Here is a 24,807-nt window from a genome sequence, read left to right as displayed (position 1 = left end):
TCTAAAATTCTAAAATTCTAAAATAAGCCGAATTTACCGTCCTTGCGCTTATAAAGCACGCGCATTTTAGCATCCATATCGTTAAAGACCAAGAACTGATCGGTACTTTCTTTAAGCTTATTTAGCGCCTCATCGATCTCTAACGGCTTATATAGATCCAGCTCGGTAGGGACGATCTCATCAACTTCATCGTTTAAATTTGGCTTATTGGCACCGACCGCATTATCTACGGCGTTTTGTTTCATCTCGTCGCGATTTTTATGAGAATTTACCTTATCGTGGTATCTGCGAAGCACTTTTGAAGCGCGCTCGACGATGAGATCGACGGCAGCGTAGAGATCCTTATCTTTTTGGCGCACGACGATAGTATCTTGATGCGCTAAATTTAATGAAAAATCCACCACGAAGCCCTTTTTGCCTTGCTTCTCGTCGGCAGAAATTACACAACGCCCCGAGATGATGTCGAGATTATATTTTTCTAGCGTCTCAAATGCGTTTTCGACATAATTTTTAATAGCTTCCGTTAGCTCAAACTGCTTACCTACGATATTTAAATTCATCGTCTCTCCTTTGCATTATGGTTTTTGAATAGTACGCCTATGATATGTAATCTGCGGTCTGCCCATAACTTCTACGTTGGATTTTACTACTACATCTACAAGCGCGGCATGGCTTAGAATTCTGCCCACACTACCATTTGCAAGTGTTTCGGACGAGCCTTGCCCAAAATTACTATAAGCGACGGTATGATTGCCGGGCGCACCCAACTGTCTATCGAAATATCCGAATGTCACGGTGATATCAAACATCTTTTGAGCTGGATCATTTGACGGATACTCAAGAGTAATCGTATTTAATGTAGGATTAGTCGCAGCAGTAGCACCTCCTGCCTTAAGCGGGGTAGTTAGATACTGGTGCTTTTGCATAGCAAGGACAGCTAGCTCCGTAGCACTCTGCGCTAGCAGTAGCGCCTGCTCTCTGCCTTGGATATTATTGACATCGCGAGCCGTCATAGACGCGATAGATAGCGCCGTAATCGCGGTAGTCGCTACAATGATGATAAAAAATATAGCCGCTACTAGAGCAAAGCCTTTTCGCATAGTTTTCATTAGTACACCACCTGTGCTTTACAAACGTTCAGATCCAGCTCTGCAGGATCGAAATTTCTGCCGTCGTCTCTCATACATAGTTTAAGCGCAACGGCGCCATTATCGTCTTTAAATCTAAATAAGCTCACGTCCTCGGCTAGTAACGCACTGCTAGCAACATTGTATGAGTTTGCATCATCTTTAACGGTGCTCCACGGACGATAGTTGTATTTTAAAACCAAATCAAAATTTTTACTTAATACATTACCAGCATTATCTCTCATATATACAATACTATCCCTACCCCCTAAATCTGGAACGATCGCGTAGGCACTATGAGCTATATAGTATTGCTCGGAGAATTCCTGTGATTTATCGTTGTTCGGGTTCAACGGATATTGATTTATAGTGATAGTCTCACCTTCCATACTACCGCTACCCGCAGCACTAGGAGTGCCTACGGCGATCAGCACGCGATTGCTACCGTTCACGTCGACCTTTCTATCGTAGCCAAAGCCTATACCTACGCTAGTAGGTGAAGCATCATTCGTGACGACCCTAAAGATAACGGCGACTTGAGTATTAGTAGACGATTTACCGTATTTCGTAGCCCTTAAATTTCCAACTATATTAGCCACTTGTGGGAAATCGCTACCTAGGGATACCATATTGAATGTAGCTCTCGTATTTCCAATGTAGCCTGCATCTTCTGTACCTGTTTTCCATTTGTCATCTCGGAGTTGAGACATCGACATAAAGCCACTCCAACCCGGAGTTCTCTTATTTATATTTCTCGTCTCTACGCTTTGTCCGATCCACTCTAATATATCGTATTTTGGATCATCTAAAGCGCTAATTGGCACAAATTGGTTTGAGCTAAGTTCTCTGCCTATAGTAGAGCTTTTTATTCTATCTTCCAAGCGATTTGTTATTAGCATCATTGCATTTTGTGTTCTAGCTTCCAGCTGATTTACTGCACGTACATGAACATAGGATTTATATATCTTTGTGTATAGATCAGCGCCGAACATCGAGATGATACCTAATACTACGATAACAAATACAAGCTCTATAAGGGTGAAACCTTTTTTCATCTCGCGCTCCTATCGGGAATATCGTCTAGTGACGGCTGTCTGAACGCCGACGCCGATATTGGATAAAAACGCTTTTAAAACTACTGATTTGGCAGTACCATCTTTAGCTACGGCATCGTTTAGATCCGTGGCGGCAACCCTAACCATCTTTATATTGGTAGGGGAGCCATTGGCTGGTTGATCACTAAGGGTTCCGTTTATATCGGTACCCTTAGCATAATCTTCCGCAGTAAAAGGCTCTGCTACATAATCTACGTCGACATTAATTCCAGTATTAAGAATAAAATCACCCTTACTACTAGAGCCTACTAAATTGCCTACTGTCATTTGAGTAGTAAATTTATCGTAGTCATCAACATCGTTATAACGACCGCCGCCGAAAGAAATTCTATTATCCCCTTTGCCGAATTGCCCTTTCGTAGCCGGAGCTTGAGTGCTGACCTCGCGCTTACTAGCTTCATCTAAAATTCCCGGTCTAGCTTCCATAGTGCTATTATCCGGCAATTTTATCGTCGGATTTACCGATAAAATTCTTTTCATGCAGCCAGTATCGCCTCCGCAGCTAGCATCTCCTGCGTATGCGCTATCCCACTGCGCTTTAGATATACGAGACATAAAAGCTTTAGCGTTATATACAAGCTCCTCTTTGATCGCAAGGGCATTTAGCTCTGTCGTCTGCGCGACGATACGCGGAATCGCCATCGTCGTAATCGCCAAAATCACGATAGTAAAGATCAGCTCAATTAGAGTAAAACCTTTTTTCATCTTACATCCTTTCTTTAAAATTTTGAAATTACGGAAACGCAAACTTACTCTGCGTTATCGGCGCTAATTATACTATTGTTAAACTTAAATTTAGAATTTATCGCGTAAATTTTTTTGGTTTACAAAGATTTTTAAGCCCGAACGCATAAAAATTTTAAAGAAATTCCATTTTTAAATTTGAACGCGGAATTTAAGCTTGCATTTACTCAAAGACTATAAAATTACGAGCTAAATAAATTCCAAGGATTTTTTATGACAAATCTAAGTAAAATTCTATCCGCTCTCCTATTTATCGCGTTTATCGGCGGCTGCAGTGGCAAGGGCGACGGCGAGCTTTTTAACCTAAGCCCCGAGGCATGGTATTCTAAAATTTTAGAAGATATCAACAACGCAAATATGGAGGATGCCGAGAAGCATTACACTAGCTTTTCTAGCGAGCATATCGCTTCGCCTCTGCTTGAGGAGATGACACTCATTATGGCGTGGGCTTTTGTGGAGGATGAAAACTACGAGAAAGCAAACAAATACCTAGACGAATACATCCGTCTCTACGGCACGACGCAAAAGATCGAATATGCAAGATTTTTAAAGATCAGAGCAAATTTCGATTCCTTTAGCCGCCCAAATCGCAACCAAAAGCTAATGCTAAACAGCATCGACGAAATTCGAAAATTTATAGCTGAATATCCGCAGAGCGAGTATCGTCCGCTACTCGAGACGATGCTAACGAAGCTCAGGCTTGCCGAGCATCAGCTAAATATCGACATCAAAGACCTTTATGAGCGCACCGACCGCGAGAGCTCGGCTAAAATTTACGAGCAGCGCATCGAGGAATCCCCGCTAAACGGCACCGACGTCATCAAACCGCGCTCGCCTTGGTATCGCGCGATTTTTGAGTAGGAGGAGCGATGCAACTGATTCAAAATACAACCTTCCCAAGCGATCTGCCTATCATCGTCGAGGACGAGCTATTTTTATATCCGTTTATGATAGCGCCCCTTTTCATCGGCGACGAGCATAATAAAAAAGCCCTCGATCTAGCCGCCAAAAACGAATCTATGATAATGGTCGTAAGCTCCAAGTCGGAATTTAGCGGCGATAGAAGCTTCGGCGGTATCTATAACGCAGGCGTAGTGGGCTCCGTGATGAGAACCGTACCGCTTCCCGACGGTCGGGTTAAAATTTTATTTCAAGGCGCGCTAAAAGGTAAAATCGTAAAAGAAATTTCGCAAGATCCGCTAATCGCTACCGTCGATATCATCCACGACGAGCGCGGCAATGACCAGAAATTAGACGCGCTGGTAAGCGTGCTGAAAGAAAAAACTAAGACGCTTAGCACGCTCACGCATTTTTTCCCGAACGATCTACTAAAAACCATCGACGACGGCACCGACGCTGCGCGCGTTTGCGACCTGATTTTAAGCGCACTGCGTCTAAAAAAGCAGGTAGCCTACTCATTTTTTACCGAGAGCAACTTGCAAAAGCGTCTTTTCAACCTCATCAACTACATCTCCGACGAGATCGAAGCGCAGAGGCTCGAAAAGGAGATCAAAAGCAAGGTTCATTCCAAGATCGATAAGACGAACAAAGAGTATTTTTTAAAAGAGCAACTCAAGCAGATCCAAAAGGAGCTCGGTGGCGATGCCGACCGAGACGCGGAGATCGAGGAGTATCGCAAAAAACTAGAGGCCAAAAAGCCCTATTTAGGCGAGGATGCCTACAAAGAGATCAAAAAGCAGATCGATAAATTTGCCCGCCTCCATCCGGACAGCGCCGATGCGGGGCTCGTGCAGAGCTATCTGGACTGGGTGATCGAAGTGCCGTTCGAAAAAGCGGCAAAGCACAAGATGTCCATCGAGGGCGTCACCGCTCAGCTGAATAAAGACCACCACTCCCTGCAAAAGCCCAAGGCGCGTATCGAAGAATATTTCGCGCTAAAGCAGCTTTTGGAGCTTCGCGGTACAAGCGGCAAGAAGAGCAAAGAGGACGGCAAAAACGGCGGCGCGATTTTATGCTTCTACGGCCCTCCCGGCGTAGGCAAGACGAGCCTTGCGAACTCCATCGCGACCGCGCTTAAGCGCAAACTTATCCGCATCGCTTTGGGCGGGCTCGAGGACGTAAACGAGCTACGCGGACACCGCCGCACCTATATCGGCGCGATGCCGGGCCGCATCGTGCAAGGGCTTATCGAGGCAAATCAGATGAACCCCGTCATCGTGCTTGATGAGATCGATAAAATTTCAAGCTCATACAAGGGCGATCCGACCGCAGTTCTGCTTGAAATTTTAGACCCAGAGCAAAACTCGAGCTTTAGGGATTACTATCTAAATTTTAACATCGATCTTAGCAAGATCATCTTTATCGCCACGGCAAACGACGTATCTCTCATACCCGCGCCGCTGCGCGATAGGATGGAATTTATCGAGCTTAGCTCATACACGCCGCAGGAGAAATTTCAGATCGCCAAGGACTATCTGATCCCTCAGGAGCTGCAGCGCCACGGGCTCAAAGCCGCCGACGTAGCGATCAACCCGGCAGCCCTTTCCGAGATCATCGAAGAGTACACGCGCGAAAGCGGCGTGCGAAACCTACGCCGCCAGATCGCCGCAATCTTCCGCAAGGTCGCGGTTAAAATTTTAAAAGACAAAGAATTTAAAAAAATCGTCGTAACGACGAAAAATTTAAGCGAATTCCTAAATAAAAAGGTTTTCGAGATCGATGAGGTTGAAAAATGCGATCAAATCGGCATCGTAAACGGGCTTGCATGGACTGCGATAGGCGGCGACGTGCTCAAGATCGAGGCAGTCAAGATCAAAGGCAAGGGCGCGATGACGATCACGGGCCAGCTCGGCGACGTGATGAAAGAATCCGCGCAGATCGCCTTTAGCGTCGTAAAGGTGCTGATCGACGAGGGTAAGCTCAAAGCCGCTCAAGGCGCTGAGAGCGGCGCGGCAAAAGCCTCGCGCGCGGGCAAAAACTCCGCATTGCGCGCAAATAGCGGCGCGTCTAAAAGCTTGGCGGCGCGAAATTTAGGCGCGGAGGAGAATTCCGAAAGCTCCGAGCAGATTTACAATAAATTTGACCTTCATATCCACGTGCCCGAGGGCGCGACGCCCAAGGACGGACCGAGCGCCGGTATCACGATGAGTACGGCGATCGCGTCGATTTTAAGCGAGCGCGAGGTGCGCGCCGATCTAGCGATGACTGGCGAGATCACGCTAAGCGGCAAGGTGCTGCCGATCGGCGGGCTTAAGGAGAAGCTCATCGCGGCGCACAAAGCCAAAATCGCCGAGGTTTTGATCCCGCGCAAAAACTACGAGCGCGACCTGGCGGAGATCCCCGACGAGGTCAAAAACGATCTGAAAATAACGCCGGTAGATCGGATCGAAGAGGTGCTGAAGCTGGCGCTCGTTTAATTTAAAGCGGCGCTTTAAATTTGGCCGCTTTAGCCGCACGCTTCGGCGGAATTTTAAAATATTTATAGCGGCGTGAAATTTCGCCCGTGTGAAATTTTGCCTGCATAAAATCTATCTGCATGTATTAAAATTTTTCAAATACTTGCAGTAAATTTCATATCCTGTTTGAGGGTGGCGTGAAATTTTATTGCGTAGCGGCGCATTGACGCGCTTGCGGCAAAATTTCTTATAACGATGCGGCGAACGTAAAATTTTGTAGAATTTCGCATACGCGCGATCGTGTAATGATGTAAAATTTTAAGACAGTTTAAAATTTCAGCTTCGCTTTTAGCGCAAAATTTTATGAAATTTACCTCGCGAAAGGAATAAAATGTTTGATTTTAAAAAAGAGTTTAAGCAACTCTACACACCTAAACAGGCGCCGCAAATTTTAACCGTCCCGCCCGCAAATTTCGTCTGCATCCGAGGCGATGGCGATCCGAACGAATCAGGCGGCGCGTATCAGCGCGCGATAGAGGTGTTCTACGCCGTGAGCTACGCACTAAAAATGAGCTACAAAACCGAGTATAAAATCGATGGCTTTTTCGAGTACGTCGTGCCACCGCTAGAGGGGTTTTGGCGGCAGCGCGGCTCTGCTGACGGAGCGGCAAACTACGCCCGAAAGAGCGATTTTAGCTGGATTAGCGCGATTAGGCTGCCTGATTTTATCACGAGAGAGAGCTTTGACTGGGCGGTGCGACAGGCTGCGCAAAAAAGAAGCTGGACTGCAGTGCGGCGGAATTTTTAAGGATAGATGAGGGGCTTTGCGCGCAAATTTTACATGTGGGCGGCTTTGATGATGAGCCCAGAAGCGTAGCCAAAATAGACGAGTTTATCATCGCGAATGGCTACGCAAAGGACTTTGGCGAGCAAAGAGCGCATCACGAAATCTATCTAAGCGACCCCAGAAAAACCGTGCCGCAAAAATGCAAAACGATAATTAGACTGCCGATTAGAAAAATTTAGCCGCCTTTTAGCCAAATTCGACTTATATAAAAGCAATACATTATAAGCTTTGGCGCATCGTAAATGTCAAAATTTATTCCATAAATCAAGAACGTTAAGCTAAATTTAGAATTTACTTCATTCTTAAGTAGCCTCATAAATTTTTATCATCTCTTTATTTGTTTCAAATTTTAAAATTTACAAAATTCTACTAGTTGCAAACACTGTCCGACAAACTCCGCAGAACCCCAAATTTAACCCCAGCTTAAGCATAAGCTTATATACTTTGGCTTTAAATTTAAGGCGGCAAATGAGATCTCAGAGCGAATTTTTTGGTGTTTTCATCACGCTTCTTGGCGGCGTATTATGGGGCTTTAGCGGAGTTTGCGGGCAGTATCTGTTCACGCAAAAGGGCGTTAGCGCCGACTGGCTCGTGCCCTACCGCCTAGGTCTAGCCGGGCTTGCGATGACGGCGTATTATGTCGTTCGCTCGCCGCGCCTAGCCCTTGCGCCGCTAAAAGATCGCGCGCTTTTGCCGCAGCTGCTCATCTATGCCGTATTTGGGCTTATGATGACGCAGTATGCGTATTTTTACAGCATCGAGCTCTCAAACGCAGCCGTCGCGACCGTGATCCAGTACTCCGCGCCCGCGCTCATCCTCGCCGTAGTTTGTTTTTTGGAGCGACGCGCGCCCAAAAAGGTCGAGCTCATCGCGCTTATCTTGGCGGTGCTGGGCGTCATGCTGCTCGCCACTCACGGCGATCTGGGCTCGCTCGTTATCAGCGCGGAGGCGCTGGTTTGGTGCCTGATTAGCGCGCTTGGCGTCGTGGTTTACAGCCTCATCCCCGCGAAGCTAAATCAAAAATACCCCGTCCCGTTAAATTTAGGCTGGGGTATGGTTATCGGCGGCGGCGCGCTTGCGCTTTACACGCGGGTTTGGCGGCTTGGCGGCGTGAGCGACGCGGACGGCTTTGCTGCGCTTGCCGCGGTGGTGATCCTTGGCACGATATGCGCGTTTAGCTTTTACATGACGGGGCTAAAGATAATAGGCGCTAGCAGGGCGAGCATGATAGCGTGCATCGAGCCGGTGAGCGCTGCGGCGTTTGCCTATTTTTGGCTGGGGACGGAGTTCGTGTTTCTTGATTTTGCGGGCTTTACGCTGATTATCTCGTGCATATTCTTGCTGGCTAAAGATAGAAAAAAGGCGTAAATTTGGAGGAGAGATGATCTATTTGGCGCAGACCGATACGACGGCTGGATTTTTGAGCAAGGATTTTCGCGAGATAAACGCGCTAAAACGCCGTCCTGCAGACAAACCTTGCCTCATAACGACGGCAAAGCTTAGCGAGCTAAAAAACCTCGCTCGCGTGCCCGCTAAATTTAAAAATTTAGTGCGCCGCGCGAGAAAAACGACGTTTTTATATCCGAACGCCAATGCCGTGCGCGTCGTAAAAGGGTGCGCTCACGAGGAGTTTTTGAGGCAATTTGACTGGCTTTACTCTAGCAGCGCCAATTTAAACGGACAAAACTTCGACGAAGCCTGGGCGAAAGCTGCGGCGGATCAGGTCGTGGATCAAAATTTCAGCCAAAACGCAAGCTCGAAAATATATAAAATTTCAAAAACTAAAATTTTGCGGATTAGATAGAGCTACCGATTAAAAATTTACGCGTACTAAGAGCGCCTAAAAAAGAGGCGCCGCAGGAAGTAACTTTATAAATTTAAACGGCTTTGCAAATTTAAAACCGGATACCTCGTTTCGGCTACTTTGTCCTCTGCACAATTTAAAACGGCCTTCTAAATTTAAAATGGCTCTGTAAATTTAGCCGAGCCGTGAAATCCCGCCGCAGATAGACCGCGCAAAGACCGCTAGGAATTTTGAAAAATCCAAAAAAAGATCACAGCAGACTCGCAGAAAAATTATATAAAAAGCCGCAAAATTCTACCGCAGATTGCTGCCGATTTTTATCAGAGCTACTACGCGCCGTTTTTGATCGAAGCTCTACCTATGTTGCCTGCTTTCAATTAAAATTTCGCCGCTTCCACCGATAGTTTTAATTAAAATTTCATCGCCGCGTGAGTAAATTTCGATCAAAATTCTATCATCGCCGATTGTATATCAAAAATCCCGCCGCTGCCGATACTATCGCCTTTCATCGCCGCTATCGCCGCCCCCATCGCTACTATTATTGCTTTACCTCACCGCTATTACTACTTCCGCCGTAGCAAGCGCCGCAAAGCCGTCCGCGTCGCTCACGCCCCCAAGCCGCCAAAGCTGCGCGTAAAGCGCAAGCACACCGCCGCCATTGCTGCGCCACGACGACAGATCCGCGATAAAATTTTCGCCGCCGCGCAACGTGTGTCAAGCCAAATGCTGCAAATTTTAAAATTTTAACCGCCTCTCGCCCCGCGGCACCGATAAATTCCAACTGATAAACTCCGCTAGCTAGTCTTTCATTTCCGCATAAATCATAAATTTCCATAAATTTAACGCCGCCTTTCTTGCTTTATATTAAAATTTCGCTAAAATTACCGCATTAAATTTGAGGCGCAAACGGAATTTAAGCTTAAACCGCTTGCGAACAAATTAAATCCATTCAAGGAGCTTTTATGAGCGGTGTTGCGTTAATCATCTGCTTCGCCATAGCGGTCGTCGTGATGATTTTTTTGATCTCCAAAGCAGGCGTTCACCCGTTTTTGGCGCTAATGCTTATCTCCCTGGCGCTCGCGATCGTCGCGGGCATACCGCTAGCCAAGATCCCCGCGATTATCGGCGACGGATTCAGCGGCACGTTTAAGAGTATCGGTATCGTCATAATCTTCGGCGCGCTCATCGGCACCGTGCTCGAAAAGACGGGCGCGGCGCTCAAACTCGCCGATATAGTAGTAAACGTAGTCGGGCAAAAGCGCCCCGAGCTTGCGATGCTCATAATGGGCTGGATCGTAGGTATCCCCGTATTTTGCGACAGCGGCTTCGTCGTTTTAAACCCAATCCGAGAAGCGATCAGCAAAAAAATCGGCGAAAATCCGGTCGCTCTTGCAGTAGCGCTCTCCGGCGGACTTTATGCCTCGCACGTATTCATCCCGCCGACTCCGGGGCCGATCGCCGCAGCAGGCGCCGTGGGTCTAGGCGGCAATCTGCTGCTCGTAATCGTAATGGGCGCGGTAGTGTCCTTGCCAGTGCTGATCGCCACATACTTTTTTTCTAAAAAAGTCGCCAAAAGCGTCCATATAAGCGAGGCTGAAGCCAATGAAGTCATCGCCAAAAGCTACGACGATCTGCTTAAGCAATACGGCAAATTACCTGGCGGATTTTTAAGCTTAGCCCCTATTTTGGTGCCGATCCTATTTATGGCGCTGGGTTCCGTCGCCAAGATCCTAAAAGTAGGCGGATTTGCGGGCGAAATTTCACAATTTTTAGGAAATCCTATCATCGCGCTAGCCTTGGGAGTAGTTTTTGCGGTATTTTTACTCGCACAAACCGACAAACTAGGCGAATTTAGCGAGATCACAAACGAATCCTTAAAAATCGTAGGCCCGATCCTCTTCATCACTGCAGCGGGCGGAGTGCTAGGCAAGGTCATCACCGACGCCGGCTTCGTAACCTACATCAAAGACAATGCGACTGCCATTAAAGCCGCGGGGATTTTCTTCCCGTTCTTAATCTCGGCAGTCCTAAAAACAGCGCAAGGAAGCTCCACCGTGGCGATCATCACTACAGCTTCGATTATGGGCGCATTTAACGCAGACGGCTCGCTAATGCAGGTACTGGGCTTCACCTCCGAAATGTCCGGCGCGCTCGTCGTAATGGCGATCGCAGCGGGCGCTATGACGGTTTCGCACGCTAATGACAGCTACTTTTGGGTCGTTACGAATTTCAGCAAGATGAACCCGCAGCAAGGCTACCGCACACAGACTATGCTAACCCTAATTATGGGCATTACGGGTATGATCAGCGTGTGGGTTTTGTCGCTGTTTTTGATCTAGGTTAGCTTATTCTAGCCGCTACCGCGCTAAATCAATGCGGAGTGCTACGGGCATCTACCCGCGGCTAGCTACATTAAATTCTTTAAATTTACGTAGCTAGCCGTACCGCGCAAATGCACTAGTATTAAAATTTCGTATAGCGGAGTTTTAAATTTATACACAAAGCCTCAAGGAGCAAAATTTTAAAATTCTATCGCTACGGAATTTTAAAATTTAGCCGAAATTCTGTGGCTTACAGAATTCTAAAATTCCACGACATGAAATTTTAAAATTTGCCCCATAAATTCGGCAACGAGATTTTAAAATTCTACTCTTGCTTCAGTCTTGTCATCGTAAATTTAGCCTATGCGCTGTAAAATTCCAAAATTTTAAAATACCAGCTAAAGGAAAAATATGAAAGTTTTGGTCGCGATCGACTCGTTTAAGGGCTCGCTTAGTTCGCTTGAGGCGGGCAACGCCGTAAAATCAGGCATCGAAAAGCTAGGCTGCGAAGTGCTCGTCAAACCTATCGCAGATGGCGGCGAAGGAAGCGTTGAAGCCCTTGCCGACGCGCTAAAAGCTAAGTTCATGGACGTCATCGTAGCAAATCCGTTAGGCGAAAAAACGCCCGCGCGCTACGCCTTAAAAGGCGAGCTAGGCATCTTAGAAATGGCGTCCGCATCGGGTCTGCCGCTCATCGAAAAATCGCGCCGCAACCCGCTAAAAACGAGCACTTATGGCTTTGGCGAGATGATAGCGCATGCGATCGCACACGGCGCGCGAAAGTTTATCATCGGCATCGGCGGAAGTGCTACGAATGACGCGGGCATGGGGATGCTGCGCGCGCTCGGCTTTAAATTTAAAGATGCAAATGGCGTAGAGCTTGCGGGAGCAGGCGAAGATCTGATTAAACTCGCCACGATAGATTGCACTTCGGTGCTGCCGCATCTTAAAGAATGCGAGTTTCTTATCGCCTGCGACGTAGATAATCCTCTTTTTGGCGAAAACGGCGCGGCATATATTTACGCTCCGCAAAAGGGTGCGGATGCAGCGATGGTAAAGCAACTCGATGCGGGGCTTATAAATTTTGCAAGCGTCGTAAGTAAGCACCTCGGACGCGAGCTTTGGAATAGCCCCGGAGCAGGAGCTGCCGGCGGGCTAGGCTTTGGCTTCGTGAGCTTTCTAAACGCGACGCTTAAGCCAGGCATCGACATCATCACCGAAGAGATCGGGCTAGATCGCGATATGAAAGACGCCGAGCTCGTCATCACAGGCGAAGGAAGACTCGATTTTCAAAGCTCGATGGGCAAAACTCCCTGTGGCGTCGCGAAGATCGCCGCTTCCTACAGCGTGCCCGTAATCGCGCTGGCAGGCGGTATCTCGCCCTGTGCCGGCGGCTGTAATGAGCGAGGCATAGGCGCATTTTTTTGCATCCTAAATGAACCGATGAGCCTTGAGCACGCGATGGAAAAAGAGATCGCGACACAAAATTTAGCCCGCGTCGCCGAACAAGCGGTGAGATTGTTCCTGCTCGGACGCGGCGCCAAATAGGGCTTTTGAATTGAAATTTTAAGGTGCGTCCGCTAAAACTCGAAGCGGGTACGGCGCGTATGCGCGGCAAATAGAATTACCGCACGTCTCGCAGTGAACGGTAAAATTTCATTTAGCTAAAAGCGCCATGAACGGACGAATTTTGCATTAGAGCAACATTAAAGCAGAGCTCTACTGAAATTTAGCGTGTTTGAAAAGACAGAAACGACTAGGCGGCGCAGCGACGGACAGCGTGAAATTTTACTTTACTGCGCGCGATACAAACGCAAGGCGCGATCTAAAACTCATTTTCCAATCAAGCGGCTCACGTACCCTCGCAATACCATACCTCAAGGCATGATTAAAACAGACGGAATTTTAAAATTTGACCGCCGTATTCGCAGCCTATGAGATTTGCAACGTAAATTTAAAGACAGCGATCCGCCTTGTAAAATTCCATTTCGAAATTTTAACTCACGATATGTCCGTCTTGAGGCGAAAAAGACCGCTCAATCGCAAGATCGCGCTTCTTGCAAAGATGACGGCGGCGCATTACTTCACTCGCTCACAAAGCCCGCCAGTCTTCCGATGACGCTTTGATGAGAGACGGGCTGCGTCTGCGTAATTTGTATTATTTAAGATCGCGGATTTGCTTATCGCTAAATTTAGCGCGGATGCAGCTGCCGTACGCCGCTACGACAGAGTCGGACTTGCGTTAAATTTGCCCCGATCGCGCTGTATTTTGCGATAAAAATTTATGAAATTTTATTTGCGATCGGCGCCGCAGAATTTTATAAAATTCTATATTGGAATTTAAAGCATCGAATTCGCGCCGCGTTCGCTTAGACTAAATTTTAAAATTTAAAGCGCGCGACGTCTTGGACACGCTCGGCGCGATTGCGAACGCTAGCAAATTTTACCCGAAGCAAGAGCGTAAAAAACTAACGCTTCGAATGCGCGTAAATTTTAGCTCTCAAACGGCGGTGCAAAATTTCGCTAAAATTTCGTCTCTTAATTCAGCGCGGGGTTTATAAAATTTCGCCCTCGTCGCGCCCCGAAATCTGCGGCTTAGGCAGCGCCAGACTCTTTGCGGTCTTACTAAAAAGTATCAGGTCTTCGGTGCTTTGCACGCTCCACGGCAGCCGCGAGAGCGCGGATTTGAAAATTTCAAAGCAGGAAATGGCGTCGCTAAATGCGCGGTGGTGGACGTTTTGCACGCCTAAAAGCTCTTTTAACGAGCCGAGCCCGTATCTTTGCGCCTCGATCGTGCGGCGCGCGAGCTCGACGGTGCAGAGCCTGCGATTTAAAAGCATCCCAAAGTCGCATTTTTGCAGGCTCGCGTCGATGAAGCCGTAGTCAAATTTGACGTTATGCGCCACAAAAACGCTATCTCCTAAAAACAGTCTAAACCGCTCCAGCACGCTAGCTAGCGGCGGTGCGCCCACAAGATCGTCCGCGCGGATACCGGTAAGCTCCGTGATATTTTCGGGCACGACGGGCGCGTAAACGAAGCTCTCGAAGCGGTCAAGCTCCTGCGTGCCGCGCGTTTTTATCGCGCCGATTTCGATGATCTGGCCGTTTGAGAGCCCGCCGTTCGTCTCTATATCTACGAAGCAAAAAATTTCATCCGAAATATCCGTCTCGCGGGTTTTGAGCGTGATTTTGCCGTTGTCGAGTTTTATTATCTCTATGCCCAGCGCCCGCCACATCGAGAGGTCTTTTGGCTCGAAAAGCTCGGTAATCTCGGCAATGTCGCTTGCTTTTGAGATAAAATCGTAATAATTTATGCTCTTTTGAGCCAGTAAATTTATGAGATTTTCGATCTGGCGCGTCAAAATTTTACCCCTGTGCCGCGTCTAAATTTTAAGCGCACGGATCGCCTCCGTGTAGTCGTTTGAAGAAAATATGTAGTTGCCCGCTACCACGACGTCGGCGCCCGCTTCATCGATACCAGCAATATTCAGCCCGTTTACGCCGCCGTCGACCTCAATGAGGCATTTTGCGCCTTTGCGATCTATCAGCTCGCGCAGCTGCTTTATTTTCTCAAGCGCCGAGGGGATAAATTTCTGCCCGCCAAAACCTGGATTGACGCTCATCAAAAGCACCATATCGACCTCGCCTAAGATAAACTCCAGCGCGCTAAGCGGAGTGTGCGGATTTAGCACGACTGCGGGCGAGACGCCGCTATGGCGGATATGATCTATGAGGCGCAGCGGATGGGTCTCCTCCTCGATGTGAAAGCTAAGAAATTTCGGCTTTAGCGGCAAAAAAAGATCGACGAAAAACGGCACGTTTTTAACCATCAGATGGATGTCTAAAGGCTTGCTGCTCGCCTTTGCCGCGGCGCTTACTACGAGCGGTCCGATCGTGAGATTGGGTACAAAATGTCCGTCCATCACGTCTACGTGAATGAGATCGGCGCCCGCTTTGCAGACTGCGCGAATTTCCTCCGCGAGCCTGCCGAAATCCGCCGATAAAATGCTGGGTGCGACATACATTAAGATTCCTTTAAAATTTCAAGATGCGGAATTTTACTTAGTTTTGTCATAAATTTCGCTAAATTTAAACCGCGGCGGATTTTAAGCATAATTTGAAATTTTTTCGATATAATCGTCATTTATTTTAATCATCAAGGATTTATTATGGCAAGAAGATGCGCAATCACCGGCAAAGGTGCGATGGTAGGAAACAACGTCAGCCACGCAAATAACAGAACCAAAAAGAAATTCCAGGTCAATCTACGCACCATCCGCGTTCAGCTACAAGACGGCTCAACCAGACGAATCAAAGTAGCCGCCTCAACTCTACGAACTATGAAAAAACAATCAAAATAACCTCTTAAAGAGGAATTTATGTCTGTTTTGGACAAGATCAAGCGATTCCTCGACTGGTCCGGCTCGACTAAGCCGGACATCAACCTCTATACAGAAATTTACGACCAGCTACGTCCTTTTCGCTTACCGCTTATAACCATTGTGCTGATGATGCTAATCGGCACATTAGGCTATGTCTTTATAGCGGGCTTTTCGCTCGTAGACGCCTTTTATCAAGCAGGCATGACCTTCACGACGGTAGGCTTTACCGAAGTAGCGCCGATATCGCCCGCAGGTAGAATTTTTACCGTCTTATTCATCCTCATGGGCTTTGGAACCTTTTCGTTTTGCCTGGGCGTCGTCGTCGAGGTCATAAAAAACGGCAAACTTCAAAATTTACTTAGGGAGCAACGAATGATCAATAACATCGCAAGGCTCAAAAACCACTACATTATCTGTTACAACAACATCTACTGCGCCGAGCTTGCCAAGCAGTTTCGCGAAAACCACCTACCCTTCGTGGTGATCGACCCCGATCCCGCTCTAGCCAAAATCGCCGAGGAAAACCGCTACCCCTACTTCATCGTAGGCGAGCCGCACGTGGAAACCACGATGCTAAAAGCCCACCTCTCATCGGCCAAATGCGTCATCACCTTGGCTCCAAATTTAGCCGATAATATCGCAATAATCTCGCTAGTACGCCTATACGAAAAGGAGCTTGGTCGCATCACTCCCTACTTCATCATGGCAAATAGCGATGATGACAGCGACACGCAGAGGCTAAAAAAACTCGGCGCAAATTCTATCGTCTCACCATCCAAACTCGCCGCACAAAGGCTCTCTGCGATCAGCGTGCGCCCTGATATGGAAAACATTTTGGAGCGATTTTTGTATAAAAAAGACTCGCTTATCGATATCGAGGAGATTACGGTGCCCGATTTTTCGTGGATCCGCTTCAAGCGCCTAAAAGAAACTCGCTTGCGCGATTTTACAAACGCCGACGTCGTGGGAATCAAAGAGCCCAACAGCCGCTTTATCCCGATGCCAGATGGCGACTATCTCATCGGTACTGGGGTGAAATTTTTAGTCATCGGCACGGCAGAGGGCATCCGCAACACTAAAAAACTCATCCGCAGCAAATACAAGCCACAGGAGATGAGATATGTTTAAAATAACTAAGCTTGAGGGCGGTTTGCAAAACGTCGAAGGCTTTTATTTCGACGGCATGAATTCGGGCTTTAAAAAAGAGGGGAACGATCTGGGATTTATCCGCGCGGACGAGCCCTTTGCCGTAAGCGCGATCTTTACGAGCAATAAATTTCAAGCCGCGCCGATTAGGCATTTCAAAAGGGCGCAAGAGCGCGCGGGCGGGGAGCTTAAAACAAATTTTATCCTCGTAAATTCTAAAAACGCAAACTCGATGACCGGGGAGCAAGGAATCGCCGATATCGATGAAATTTTTAGCGAGCTTAGCAAAAAGATCGCTCTGATAAACCCCGTTATGAGCTCCACCGGCGTTATCGGATACCGCCTCAAAAAGGAAAAAATTATCGCCGCCGCGCAAAATTTTAACCTCTCGGCGCGAAACTCGGACGCCCTAGCCACCGCCATTATGACGACAGATACGATAAAAAAGGAGCTTGCATATGAAATTTCTTTAGAAAACGGCGAGAAATTTCACATCGCAGCCGTTTGCAAGGGTGCGGGTATGATCAATCCTGCGCTTGCGACCATGCTCTGTTTCGTCCTAACAGACGCAAAAATCCCGCGCGCGGATATGGACGAGCTACTAAAAAAGGCGGCGGAGCAGAGCTTCAACACCGTAAGCGTCGACGGCGACACCTCCACCAACGATACGATTATGCTCTGCTGCAGCACCAAATGCGCCTACGACAAAAATGCTTTCGCCTCCACGCTAAACACCCTGACGCGCGAGCTTGCGCTGATGCTGGTAAAAGACGGCGAAGGCGCAACCAAGCTGGTGCGATTTAGAGTAAGTGGTGCCGCAAATGCTGGGGATGCTCGCACGGCGGCGAAGGCGCTAAGCAATTCGCCGCTTGTTAAAACGGCGATCTTCGGCGAAGATCCGAATTGGGGTCGTATAGCCTCCACCATAGGCGCCTGTGGCATCGAATGCGACGAAGAAAAGCTGCGTATCAAATACGACGATGTGCTGCTCTATGACGCGCAAAATCGCGAGCTGGACGTCGCACGCGAGGCTGCGGCTCACGCCGTAATGCAGCAAAAAGGCTTTACGATCTGGTGCGATTTGGGGCTCGGAGACGGCGAGTTTAGTGCATACGGCTGCGATCTTAGCTACGACTACGTAAAAATCAACGCCGATTATAGATCATAAAGATTCACAGCTTACTCTTTCATAATAAAAATCTCGTCTCGAAAATAGCGAATAGCAGCAGGGCTTTAAAGCTCTGCTCTTAAAATTTTATCATTTAAATTTGCCTGTTTTAAATTTTTAAAGGCTAAAAATTCTACCTCTTAAAATCTGGAATCTCATGCGTGAAATTCAGTCTAAATTTGATAGCTGAAATTAGGTTTTAAGCGCTTTATTGATATACTTAAATAAATTTTTCAAAGGAGTAGGCATGTTTCATGAATACAGAGATTTAATCACTGAGTTAAAAGGCAAAAACGCACGATTTGATTCGCTATTTGAGAAGCACGACGAGCTGGATCACAAGATCGCCGACGCGCAGGCCGGCAGAGTGCATATGAGCGATCTGGAGATCGATGCGATGAAGAAGGAAAAGCTTCGCATAAAAGATGAGCTAGGCACCCTGCTAGCGCAATATAAAGCCGAAAAGGCAGATAAATAAAGTTGCTTGACGGCGAAATTAAGATGCAGCGGAGTGCTAGCAAGGCTAATTTCGCCGCCAAGCTTTAATCCGTGTTTAGAATTTTCTAATCTCAATAAGTTTAACCGCTTAAATTTGCCGCGCGCGATAGAGATATTAAAACAGCGTGCCAAAACGAGTTAAAAATTTATACCGCACGCTTTACCATATTGACACCGCTAAATAATTTTTACGCATCGGCTACATCACTGCATATACCAAACAATACGGTATTAGCGCAATCAAATATAATTCGTTACGGCTCTCTATCGCCCCTTCTGTTTCCGAAAATATCTCTTGCTGAATGCGGTTTTGCGCTACAGAGTAAATTAAAATTTACGCCGCATCGCCTTGCAGCCTGGCTCTTAAATTTTACTTTGCAGTGAGTATTTTCTAGCAAATTTCAAATCTTGCGTTTTGCTTGTTTCAGGCGCAATACCTATTTTTAAAATTCCGCATTTCGCAAAAATCTAAAGTGGCGCTAGAATTTTAAATTCCCGTTCGCGCTAACCGCGAAATTTCAAATTCGCAGACTCCAACTAAGCACTAGTTTATGTTAGAACTTTCTTTAGTCGCTCCACGGAATTTAGCCAAGCTTGCTTATTTTAACCCGCTTCGTTGAGCTTTAAAAATTTAGATTATTTCTTTGATCGTATCGGATAATGCCTGCCGCCACGGAATTGCTCAAGCCACCCTATTTGCTATATACACAATTAAAAGCGGCGCTAACGCGGAATTAAATAGTATAAGTGAAATCTGTAAAAGGTGTGAAATTTAATCATAGAATTTTAAGCGCCAAGAATTTGCGATAGAATTTCGCCGCGCAAATCAAATCCCAAAGCTAGCCTAGCCTACTCGAAAACCTTTGCTTCTAAGCCATGTAGCCTTTGCAAGCCGATATCGATATATTCGTTAAGCTTCTCATTATTTTCCAGCAATTTGTCGTAATAGCTCTTGGCTCTTTCTCTCGCGGTCGCATCAGGCTCGATATACTTTAGCCCGCTTTTGAAAAGTCCTTTGGATTCCACAAAATAGATCGAGTGGATCTTCTCGCAGTGCGATAATCCTGCCTCAGTGAAGTTTAAAATCGATTCGTACGCGATATTGCCTAACAGCTCCTGCAGCCTATTTGCGGGATTTTTGAAAAACTCGGCAAACTCCTTATACGGCGTAAAAACCTGATCCAGGTTTTTCATCGCATCGCCGTAGATACCCTTTTTCAGGCGAAACATCGTCATTTCTTGAGAACTTACAAACTTCTCTATTGCTTTTATCGTATCGTTTTTATTCACTGAATTTTCCCTTTTAAAATATGAAACGCTCGGATTATATCGTTTGTTTTATAAAAATCCGTTAAAAATCGGTTAAATTTTGCCCTAGCGTTTTAGCTAAGTTTCTTTGAGCGCTTTTTATTAAATTTCCTGCCTCAGCCGCCGCACTTCTCGCACAATCCTCGCACGAGCACGCTTTTGACATTTTTTTGCGGCAAAGCTGGCATCGAAATCTCCTCCATTTTATGGCAGTTTTCGCAGACAAAATACGCTTTTGCGCCGTCGGTGAGCTCATAAAAGCTTTTATGATTATTTTCGCTAGTAATTATCAAATTTTTTTCTTCCAAAAGCGCTATATTGCGATATATTGTAGTTTTATTAGCGCCCGTTTGTTCTACTAGTTCATCATAGCTTACCGGGCATTTTTTCTCGCTTAGGATCTGCACGATCTGCACTCTAAGCGCTGTAGGAGCGATATCGTGACTCGCTAAAAAATCTTTGGGATCCATTTTACGCCTTTTTTAAAATTTAAGCGATGATAGCGAAATTTAGATAAATTTATATTAAGTTGCAACTAAGTTGCTTTTGATATACTTCCGCAATTTTTTTAGAAAGGAATTTTATGAAAAAGCTTGTCTTCACGCTTTTAGCAGCTAGTTGCGTAGCATTCGCCAAACCTACGGTCACCACGACCATACTTCCTACGAAGTATTTTGTTGAACAGATCGCAGGCGATACTCTGCAAGTAAATACGATGGTCGGCAAAGGCGCCGATCCGCACACGTACGAGCCTAAGCCTTCGGAGATGAAAATGTTAGAAAATAGCGATCTGTATTTTGCAGTCGGTATAGAATTTGATGAAGTCTGGCTACCAAAGCTTGCCGCATCGTATCCGAAGATGAAGATAATCCGCACAGAAGATGGCATCACTAAAATGGCTATGGCAGAGCATCACCATCACGACGAACACGATCATAGCGCACATCACGATGACCAAGATCATGACGCGCATCATGAGCATGGCGACAAAGACCACGAGGCGCACGAGCACCATCATCATCACGACGGCTTAGACCCACATATCTGGCTCGATCCGCAGCTTGTAAAAATTCAAGCTAAAAATATTAAAGACGCGTTAACCAAACAGTATCCTAAGGATGCTAAAATTTATGAAGCAAATTTTGATAAATTTGCTAAAAAACTTGACGAGCTGGACGCTTACGCAAAGCAGAAATTAGCGGTCGTCAAGGGAAAGAAATTTATGGTTTATCATCCGTCTTGGGGCTATTTCGCGCACCGATACGATTTAGAGCAGATCGCAGTCGAAGTGGAGGGCAAAGAGCCTAAGCCTGCGGATTTAGCCGAGCTAATCGAGGAAGCCAAAGAGGAAAAGATCAAGGTGATTTTCGTCGCACCGCAGTTTTCCAAAAAGGCAGCGCAAACCATCGCCGCACAAACGGGCGCAAAGGTGATGGAGATCGATCAGCTGCCGCTAGATTGGTACGAGACGATGAAAAAGACGATCGACGTTTTCGGAGAAAATTTGTAGTTGATGAAATTTATTAAAATTTTACTTTTATCCGCGATCTTTAGCTCGCGGATATTTGCGTGCGCTCTGTGCGCCCTATACACGCCCACTGCGCACGTTAGCATTACCCCCGTCGCACAGGACGGCAAGATCGTAAGCCTGCATTTTTCGTGGCTTTTCTCTCAAAATTTTACCGACGTCATAATGCAGACCTACGATATAAATTCCAACGGCAAGCTTGAAAATAGTGAGCTTGCCGAGATAACTAAGGCGATGACCGATTATCTAACCCCCAAAAACTACCTTTGCGAGGCGGAATTCTACGATCAAGCGCCAAAAAACGCAAAGCCCGCGCTTAGCAACCTCGTAGGCACGCAAATCAAGGGAAATTTTAAAAACGCAATAAGCCTCGTCAAAAAGGGCAGACTCGTGTTTGAATTCGATCAAAAAGTCGGCTTCGAGCTGCGAAACGGCCGCGTTCTTAAAATTTCCATTAACGACGATCAGGGATTTTTCAATTTCAAAATGCTTGACGACAAGCCCATTAATCTAGGCGAGGGCTTTGTAGCAAAGCCTAATTCAAATTTAGCCACCACCTTTATAGAATTTAGCGGCGAAAAACCAAAGATCGCAGATAAAAAACCGCCAATTTCAAGCGCGCCAAACTCCGATTTAGCGCAGGATGATCTTGTATCTAGCGAGCATAATCTTGCGGGCTCAGAGAGCAAACTTGCGCAAGGCGGTCAAGATAAACCCAATGCCAGCTCAGCACGCAGATCAAACCAAAGATCCGTCGGCGACATCGTTTCGGAAGCTGCAGCAGAGGCGCAAAAAAATATAGCCGCTTCGGATACTATCGCGCAGATTAATAAAGCCGCCAAAAAGGACGTGCAAGCAAAAGGTGGTCCCGCAAATTCCGACCGCCTTAGCAGCGAAAACTTAAAGGTCGCTGCAAAAAACGGCGAAAATGCCGCGGCTTCTTTAGGCGATGATTCAAATTTAGCGCAAAATAGCGCGAGCAAAAACGGCGCCGCATCCGACAGCGACGAGATTTCAAGCGAGCAGCACAAAGAGGTCTCGCTGGGATTTGTCGCGCAAAAGACGATGGATTTTATGAAAAGTCTCAAAACGGCGTTTCGCGCAAGCAGCGAGCATGCAAGCGCGAGCACCATCCTATGGGTCTTGGCGCTTTCTTTCATATACGGCTTTTTCCACGCGGCGGGTCCAGGGCACGCGAAGCTGCTAACGGCGAGCTATTTCCTAGCCCATGGCGGCAGCTACGTCAAAGCCTTCGGATTTGCCCTTAAAATCGGGCTTCTACACGTCCTGGGAGCGCTCGTTTTAGTAAGCGCGAGCATGTTCGTGCTGCAAAACGTCGCGGGCCTCGTCTCTGCAAACTCCGCCTCGATCACAACGAAAATTTCGGCACTTCTGATCATCGTCATAACGGCGCTCATCATCTACGACAAAGCTCGCCGCGTAAGATCGGGCGCCCACCACGATGCGGGCTGCTCCTGCGCTGCTTGCGCTTCCGCCGCAAATATCGCAGAGACAGGCGCCCGCTTAAAAAATACGGCATTTACAAACGCCAGGGATTCCGCTCACGCAGCGTCAAAGAGCTATAAATTTTCTAAATTTAATATTCAAAACGGCGAATCCGCGCAGTATTTGGATGCCAAAAATTTAGGCGCCGCAGCGGCAGAGCTAAATTCGAATTTAAATTTAACCGCAAGCGTAGAAGAAAACTCGTCTAGCCAAAACGGGCAAAAACAGGCTTTAAATTCTGCAAATTCCAAAAACCAAACCTCATCTCACTCGCTGCAAAGCAGCGCGACTGGCGGCGGTGAGAAAGGGCGGGAGTGGCTTATCGCACTTGCGGCGGCGCTCGTACCCTGCCCAGGTACGATCCTGATTTTCGTGCTTGCTTTCAGCCTCGGAAGCTTCGCGCTTAGCGTCGCGAGTGCGCTTTTCATCGGTTTTGGAATGAGCGTCGTGATATTTTTAGCCGCGCTTTTCGGCGCGAAAGCAAACGAACTAAGCTCAAAACGGCTCGTAAGCCTGAAGCTATACGTCGAATTTTTGGGGCTTTTCGTGATGTTCGGGCTCGGGATTTTTATGTATTTCATCTCAGACAGCCTCAGGATACTGTGATCGCAAAATTTAAACGCAAATTTACAAAGGCGGCTCGCGTGAAATATAAGCTTACGCAATGCGTTAAATTTTAAATCCGGTGCGAATTGTTTTCAGAATAGTAAGATTTTAAAATTTACGCCGCAAGGACTGCGTAAATTAAGCTCCGATCTCGACTATTTAATTATGAGGCGAAATTCGCTCTTTATGAATTCCGCTAAATTTTGCTACAATACGGGCGAAATTTTTCTCAAGGATAGATATGTCGTCTGCTCTGCAAGATGTCGTTTCGCAGACTTTAACCGAACAAAAAGCGCGCGCTAGAGTTTTTAATAGATACCGCTACCTCAGTATAGCCGCCTTTTTTGCGGTCCTGTTCGTATTAGTGTTTCTAAACTGCGTTAAAGCAGACACTCCTCTAATAGAAATTGCCGAATTTTCGAGCGTCTTGATCCTTTTTCATATCTTTTGGATATTTCTTATGCATTGCGCCAGTCAAAAAACCGAAGCGGAAATTCGCTACTACAAATTTTATAAAGAGATATTCGTCCGCGCCGTAATAAACGATATAGATGCCGGTTTAAAATACGATCCATATACCGGCATGCAAGAAGAGGAATTTCAAAAATTTAGAATTTATAGGAAATCTAGGATCAAAAGCGAGGATCGGATTACGGGCGTGTACTGCGGGATTAAATTTAGCCTCAGCGAGGTACATAGTAATAGCAGGTTTTACATGAAAACGGATAATCCGCTCATAGCGGCGATTATGTTGATCAAAATATTCTACGATAACTATATGGACTTTGACGGCAACGTACTGATCTGCGAGCTCGCGAAAAAAACTTCGGGCAAAACGATAGTGGTAAGCAGGGAGCTAAACGCCAAGATCTTCGGCGAAAAAGAGATGATGGACGATGTGGATTTTATGCGCGATTTTCGCGTGTTTGCGGATGACAAAGTAGAAGCGCGCTATCTGCTAACGCCCGCGTTTATGGAGCGTCTGCGCGAAATAAATCGCGAAACGAGTGGCGAGTTCGACCTGAGCGCGGTATTTATGGATGAGCGCTTATATCTATTTTTAAAAGGCGCGCCCGATCTTTTTGAAACTACTCTTTTTGATAGGCCTGCTAGCATAGAGCTTGCGCGCGAATACCAAACGCAGATCCGCAAAATTTTAAGCCTAATCGAAACACTTAAACTCACAAATTAGCAGGGCGCATTACGGCTGATTTTGCATCGACTAAATTTAGGCCGGGCGGAATTTTAACGAAGCGTAGTTTCGGCAAAAACGTAAAATTTAATCAGCAATGCGATCTCTCGGCGGCTGTCCGAAATTTAATCAACAATGCAATCGCTCGGTAGCCGCCCT

The 24,807-nt window shown here is 46.7% G+C and carries 23 protein-coding genes and 1 pseudogene; 15 read left to right on the top strand and 9 right to left on the bottom strand.

The features are described from left to right. Window positions 1-17 precede the first annotated feature (17 nt). The 5 genes and pseudogenes from raiA to Q0600_RS09235 form a co-directional block, all read right to left on the bottom strand. Window positions 18-560 carry a ribosome-associated translation inhibitor RaiA gene (gene raiA / locus Q0600_RS09250; protein ID WP_177388896.1) on the bottom strand — a complete coding sequence of 181 codons (543 nt, stop codon included), beginning with the start codon at window positions 558-560 and terminating at the stop codon, window positions 18-20. A gap of 15 nt (window positions 561-575) precedes the next feature. Next, a complete protein-coding gene (locus Q0600_RS09245) occupies window positions 576-1,109 on the bottom strand; it encodes a hypothetical protein (RefSeq protein ID WP_298759528.1) in 534 nt (177 codons plus the stop codon). Further along, the gene (locus Q0600_RS09240) at window positions 1,109-1,726 is read right to left on the bottom strand and encodes a hypothetical protein (protein WP_298759525.1); all 618 of its coding nucleotides are present in this window, start codon (window positions 1,724-1,726) and stop codon (window positions 1,109-1,111) included. Before Q0600_RS09240 ends, Q0600_RS09245 begins: the two co-directional genes overlap by 1 nt. Before the next feature lie 390 nt (window positions 1,727-2,116). Next, a pseudogene (locus tag Q0600_RS10595) lies at window positions 2,117-2,182 on the bottom strand (prepilin-type N-terminal cleavage/methylation domain-containing protein); the annotation flags it as partial. Between the two features lie 9 nt (window positions 2,183-2,191). Continuing rightward, the gene (locus Q0600_RS09235) at window positions 2,192-2,947 is read right to left on the bottom strand and encodes a type II secretion system protein (protein ID WP_298759522.1); all 756 of its coding nucleotides are present in this window, start codon (window positions 2,945-2,947) and stop codon (window positions 2,192-2,194) included. Between the two features lie 252 nt (window positions 2,948-3,199). Here Q0600_RS09235 and bamD point away from each other — a divergent pair, with 252 nt between their 5' ends. The 8 genes from bamD to Q0600_RS09195 all read left to right on the top strand — a co-directional run bounded on the left by bamD (window position 3,200) and on the right by Q0600_RS09195 (window position 12,862). Next, window positions 3,200-3,847: an outer membrane protein assembly factor BamD gene (bamD, locus tag Q0600_RS09230; protein WP_298759519.1), complete on the top strand. Its 648-nt coding sequence runs from the start codon at window positions 3,200-3,202 to the stop codon at window positions 3,845-3,847. A gap of 8 nt (window positions 3,848-3,855) precedes the next feature. Further along, window positions 3,856-6,363, top strand: a complete 2,508-nt coding sequence (gene lon / locus Q0600_RS09225; RefSeq protein WP_298759516.1) for an endopeptidase La — start codon at window positions 3,856-3,858, stop codon at window positions 6,361-6,363. 370 nt (window positions 6,364-6,733) lie between these two features. Further along, a complete protein-coding gene (locus Q0600_RS09220) occupies window positions 6,734-7,150 on the top strand; it encodes a GyrI-like domain-containing protein (RefSeq protein ID WP_298759511.1) in 417 nt (138 codons plus the stop codon). 35 nt (window positions 7,151-7,185) lie between these two features. After that, on the top strand, window positions 7,186-7,368 hold the full coding sequence (locus tag Q0600_RS09215; RefSeq protein ID WP_298759508.1) for a GyrI-like domain-containing protein: 183 nt from the start codon (window positions 7,186-7,188) through the stop codon (window positions 7,366-7,368). A gap of 289 nt (window positions 7,369-7,657) precedes the next feature. Then, window positions 7,658-8,557, top strand: a complete 900-nt coding sequence (locus tag Q0600_RS09210; RefSeq protein ID WP_298759505.1) for a DMT family transporter — start codon at window positions 7,658-7,660, stop codon at window positions 8,555-8,557. Between the two features lie 13 nt (window positions 8,558-8,570). Next, window positions 8,571-8,993: a Sua5/YciO/YrdC/YwlC family protein gene (locus Q0600_RS09205; protein ID WP_298759502.1), complete on the top strand. Its 423-nt coding sequence runs from the start codon at window positions 8,571-8,573 to the stop codon at window positions 8,991-8,993. 962 nt (window positions 8,994-9,955) lie between these two features. Then, complete coding sequence (locus tag Q0600_RS09200) at window positions 9,956-11,332, top strand: GntP family permease (RefSeq protein ID WP_298759499.1); 1,377 nt, start codon at window positions 9,956-9,958, stop codon at window positions 11,330-11,332. 393 nt (window positions 11,333-11,725) lie between these two features. Next, window positions 11,726-12,862: a glycerate kinase gene (locus Q0600_RS09195; protein WP_298759496.1), complete on the top strand. Its 1,137-nt coding sequence runs from the start codon at window positions 11,726-11,728 to the stop codon at window positions 12,860-12,862. Window positions 12,863-13,869: 1,007 nt separating this feature from the next. Here Q0600_RS09195 and Q0600_RS09190 read toward each other — a convergent pair. Both Q0600_RS09190 and rpe read right to left on the bottom strand, forming a co-directional pair. Continuing rightward, window positions 13,870-14,676 carry a 3'-5' exonuclease gene (locus tag Q0600_RS09190; protein ID WP_298759493.1) on the bottom strand — a complete coding sequence of 269 codons (807 nt, stop codon included), beginning with the start codon at window positions 14,674-14,676 and terminating at the stop codon, window positions 13,870-13,872. A gap of 21 nt (window positions 14,677-14,697) precedes the next feature. After that, window positions 14,698-15,339: a ribulose-phosphate 3-epimerase gene (rpe, locus tag Q0600_RS09185; protein WP_298759489.1), complete on the bottom strand. Its 642-nt coding sequence runs from the start codon at window positions 15,337-15,339 to the stop codon at window positions 14,698-14,700. A 144-nt stretch (window positions 15,340-15,483) separates the two neighbouring features. Here rpe and rpmB point away from each other — a divergent pair, with 144 nt between their 5' ends. From rpmB to Q0600_RS09165, 4 genes are all read left to right on the top strand, one after another. Then, entirely contained in the window at window positions 15,484-15,675 is a 192-nt protein-coding gene (gene rpmB / locus Q0600_RS09180) for a 50S ribosomal protein L28 (protein WP_291939605.1), read from the top strand. Between the two features lie 18 nt (window positions 15,676-15,693). After that, window positions 15,694-16,824 carry a potassium channel protein gene (locus Q0600_RS09175; protein WP_298759486.1) on the top strand — a complete coding sequence of 377 codons (1,131 nt, stop codon included), beginning with the start codon at window positions 15,694-15,696 and terminating at the stop codon, window positions 16,822-16,824. Further along, the gene (gene argJ, locus Q0600_RS09170; protein ID WP_298759483.1) at window positions 16,817-18,010 is read left to right on the top strand and encodes a bifunctional glutamate N-acetyltransferase/amino-acid acetyltransferase ArgJ; all 1,194 of its coding nucleotides are present in this window, start codon (window positions 16,817-16,819) and stop codon (window positions 18,008-18,010) included. The genes Q0600_RS09175 and argJ overlap by 8 nt, the downstream gene beginning before the upstream one ends. 247 nt (window positions 18,011-18,257) lie before the next feature. Then, complete coding sequence (locus tag Q0600_RS09165; protein ID WP_177387402.1) at window positions 18,258-18,488, top strand: YdcH family protein; 231 nt, start codon at window positions 18,258-18,260, stop codon at window positions 18,486-18,488. A gap of 869 nt (window positions 18,489-19,357) precedes the next feature. Here Q0600_RS09165 and Q0600_RS09160 read toward each other — a convergent pair. Both Q0600_RS09160 and Q0600_RS09155 read right to left on the bottom strand, forming a co-directional pair. Next, entirely contained in the window at window positions 19,358-19,798 is a 441-nt protein-coding gene (locus tag Q0600_RS09160; RefSeq protein WP_298759480.1) for a hypothetical protein, read from the bottom strand. Between the two features lie 134 nt (window positions 19,799-19,932). After that, window positions 19,933-20,286, bottom strand: a complete 354-nt coding sequence (locus Q0600_RS09155) for an HTH domain-containing protein (RefSeq protein WP_298082437.1) — start codon at window positions 20,284-20,286, stop codon at window positions 19,933-19,935. A 113-nt stretch (window positions 20,287-20,399) separates the two neighbouring features. On the opposite strand from Q0600_RS09155, the gene Q0600_RS09150 reads away from it, so the two are divergent. From Q0600_RS09150 to Q0600_RS09140, 3 genes are all read left to right on the top strand, one after another. Continuing rightward, window positions 20,400-21,326 (top strand): zinc ABC transporter substrate-binding protein, encoded by a 927-nt coding sequence (locus tag Q0600_RS09150; RefSeq protein WP_298759477.1) that lies wholly within the window; start codon window positions 20,400-20,402, stop codon window positions 21,324-21,326. Window positions 21,327-21,329: 3 nt separating this feature from the next. Then, the gene (locus tag Q0600_RS09145; RefSeq protein WP_298759474.1) at window positions 21,330-23,456 is read left to right on the top strand and encodes a DUF1007 family protein; all 2,127 of its coding nucleotides are present in this window, start codon (window positions 21,330-21,332) and stop codon (window positions 23,454-23,456) included. A gap of 241 nt (window positions 23,457-23,697) precedes the next feature. After that, window positions 23,698-24,648, top strand: a complete 951-nt coding sequence (locus Q0600_RS09140; protein ID WP_298759472.1) for a DUF3137 domain-containing protein — start codon at window positions 23,698-23,700, stop codon at window positions 24,646-24,648. The last annotated feature ends 159 nt before the right edge of the window (window positions 24,649-24,807 follow it).

This window comes from uncultured Campylobacter sp. (genome assembly GCF_938041645.1).
GTDB lineage: Bacteria > Campylobacterota > Campylobacteria > Campylobacterales > Campylobacteraceae > Campylobacter_B.
This window is presented reverse-complemented; position numbering and strand designations above follow the sequence as displayed.

Excerpts from the sequence above, each read along its gene's own strand:
- Q0600_RS09150 (WP_298759477.1), top strand. The coding sequence starts at position 20,400 with ATGAAAAAGCTTGTCTTCACGCTTTTAGCAGCTAGTTGCGTAGCATTC.
- Q0600_RS09220 (WP_298759511.1), top strand. The coding sequence starts at position 6,734 with ATGTTTGATTTTAAAAAAGAGTTTAAGCAACTCTACACACCTAAACAG.
- Q0600_RS09245 (WP_298759528.1), bottom strand. The coding sequence starts at position 1,109 with ATGAAAACTATGCGAAAAGGCTTTGCTCTAGTAGCGGCTATATTTTTT.
- rpmB (WP_291939605.1), top strand. The coding sequence starts at position 15,484 with ATGGCAAGAAGATGCGCAATCACCGGCAAAGGTGCGATGGTAGGAAAC.
- bamD (WP_298759519.1), top strand. The coding sequence starts at position 3,200 with ATGACAAATCTAAGTAAAATTCTATCCGCTCTCCTATTTATCGCGTTT.
- argJ (WP_298759483.1), top strand. The coding sequence starts at position 16,817 with ATGTTTAAAATAACTAAGCTTGAGGGCGGTTTGCAAAACGTCGAAGGC.
- Q0600_RS09165 (WP_177387402.1), top strand. The coding sequence starts at position 18,258 with ATGTTTCATGAATACAGAGATTTAATCACTGAGTTAAAAGGCAAAAAC.
- Q0600_RS09145 (WP_298759474.1), top strand. The coding sequence starts at position 21,330 with ATGAAATTTATTAAAATTTTACTTTTATCCGCGATCTTTAGCTCGCGG.
- rpe (WP_298759489.1), bottom strand. The coding sequence starts at position 15,339 with ATGTATGTCGCACCCAGCATTTTATCGGCGGATTTCGGCAGGCTCGCG.
- Q0600_RS09155 (WP_298082437.1), bottom strand. The coding sequence starts at position 20,286 with ATGGATCCCAAAGATTTTTTAGCGAGTCACGATATCGCTCCTACAGCG.
- Q0600_RS09235 (WP_298759522.1), bottom strand. The coding sequence starts at position 2,947 with ATGAAAAAAGGTTTTACTCTAATTGAGCTGATCTTTACTATCGTGATT.
- Q0600_RS09205 (WP_298759502.1), top strand. The coding sequence starts at position 8,571 with ATGATCTATTTGGCGCAGACCGATACGACGGCTGGATTTTTGAGCAAG.
- raiA (WP_177388896.1), bottom strand. The coding sequence starts at position 560 with ATGAATTTAAATATCGTAGGTAAGCAGTTTGAGCTAACGGAAGCTATT.
- Q0600_RS09200 (WP_298759499.1), top strand. The coding sequence starts at position 9,956 with ATGAGCGGTGTTGCGTTAATCATCTGCTTCGCCATAGCGGTCGTCGTG.
- lon (WP_298759516.1), top strand. The coding sequence starts at position 3,856 with ATGCAACTGATTCAAAATACAACCTTCCCAAGCGATCTGCCTATCATC.
- Q0600_RS09140 (WP_298759472.1), top strand. The coding sequence starts at position 23,698 with ATGTCGTCTGCTCTGCAAGATGTCGTTTCGCAGACTTTAACCGAACAA.
- Q0600_RS09175 (WP_298759486.1), top strand. The coding sequence starts at position 15,694 with ATGTCTGTTTTGGACAAGATCAAGCGATTCCTCGACTGGTCCGGCTCG.
- Q0600_RS09195 (WP_298759496.1), top strand. The coding sequence starts at position 11,726 with ATGAAAGTTTTGGTCGCGATCGACTCGTTTAAGGGCTCGCTTAGTTCG.
- Q0600_RS09210 (WP_298759505.1), top strand. The coding sequence starts at position 7,658 with ATGAGATCTCAGAGCGAATTTTTTGGTGTTTTCATCACGCTTCTTGGC.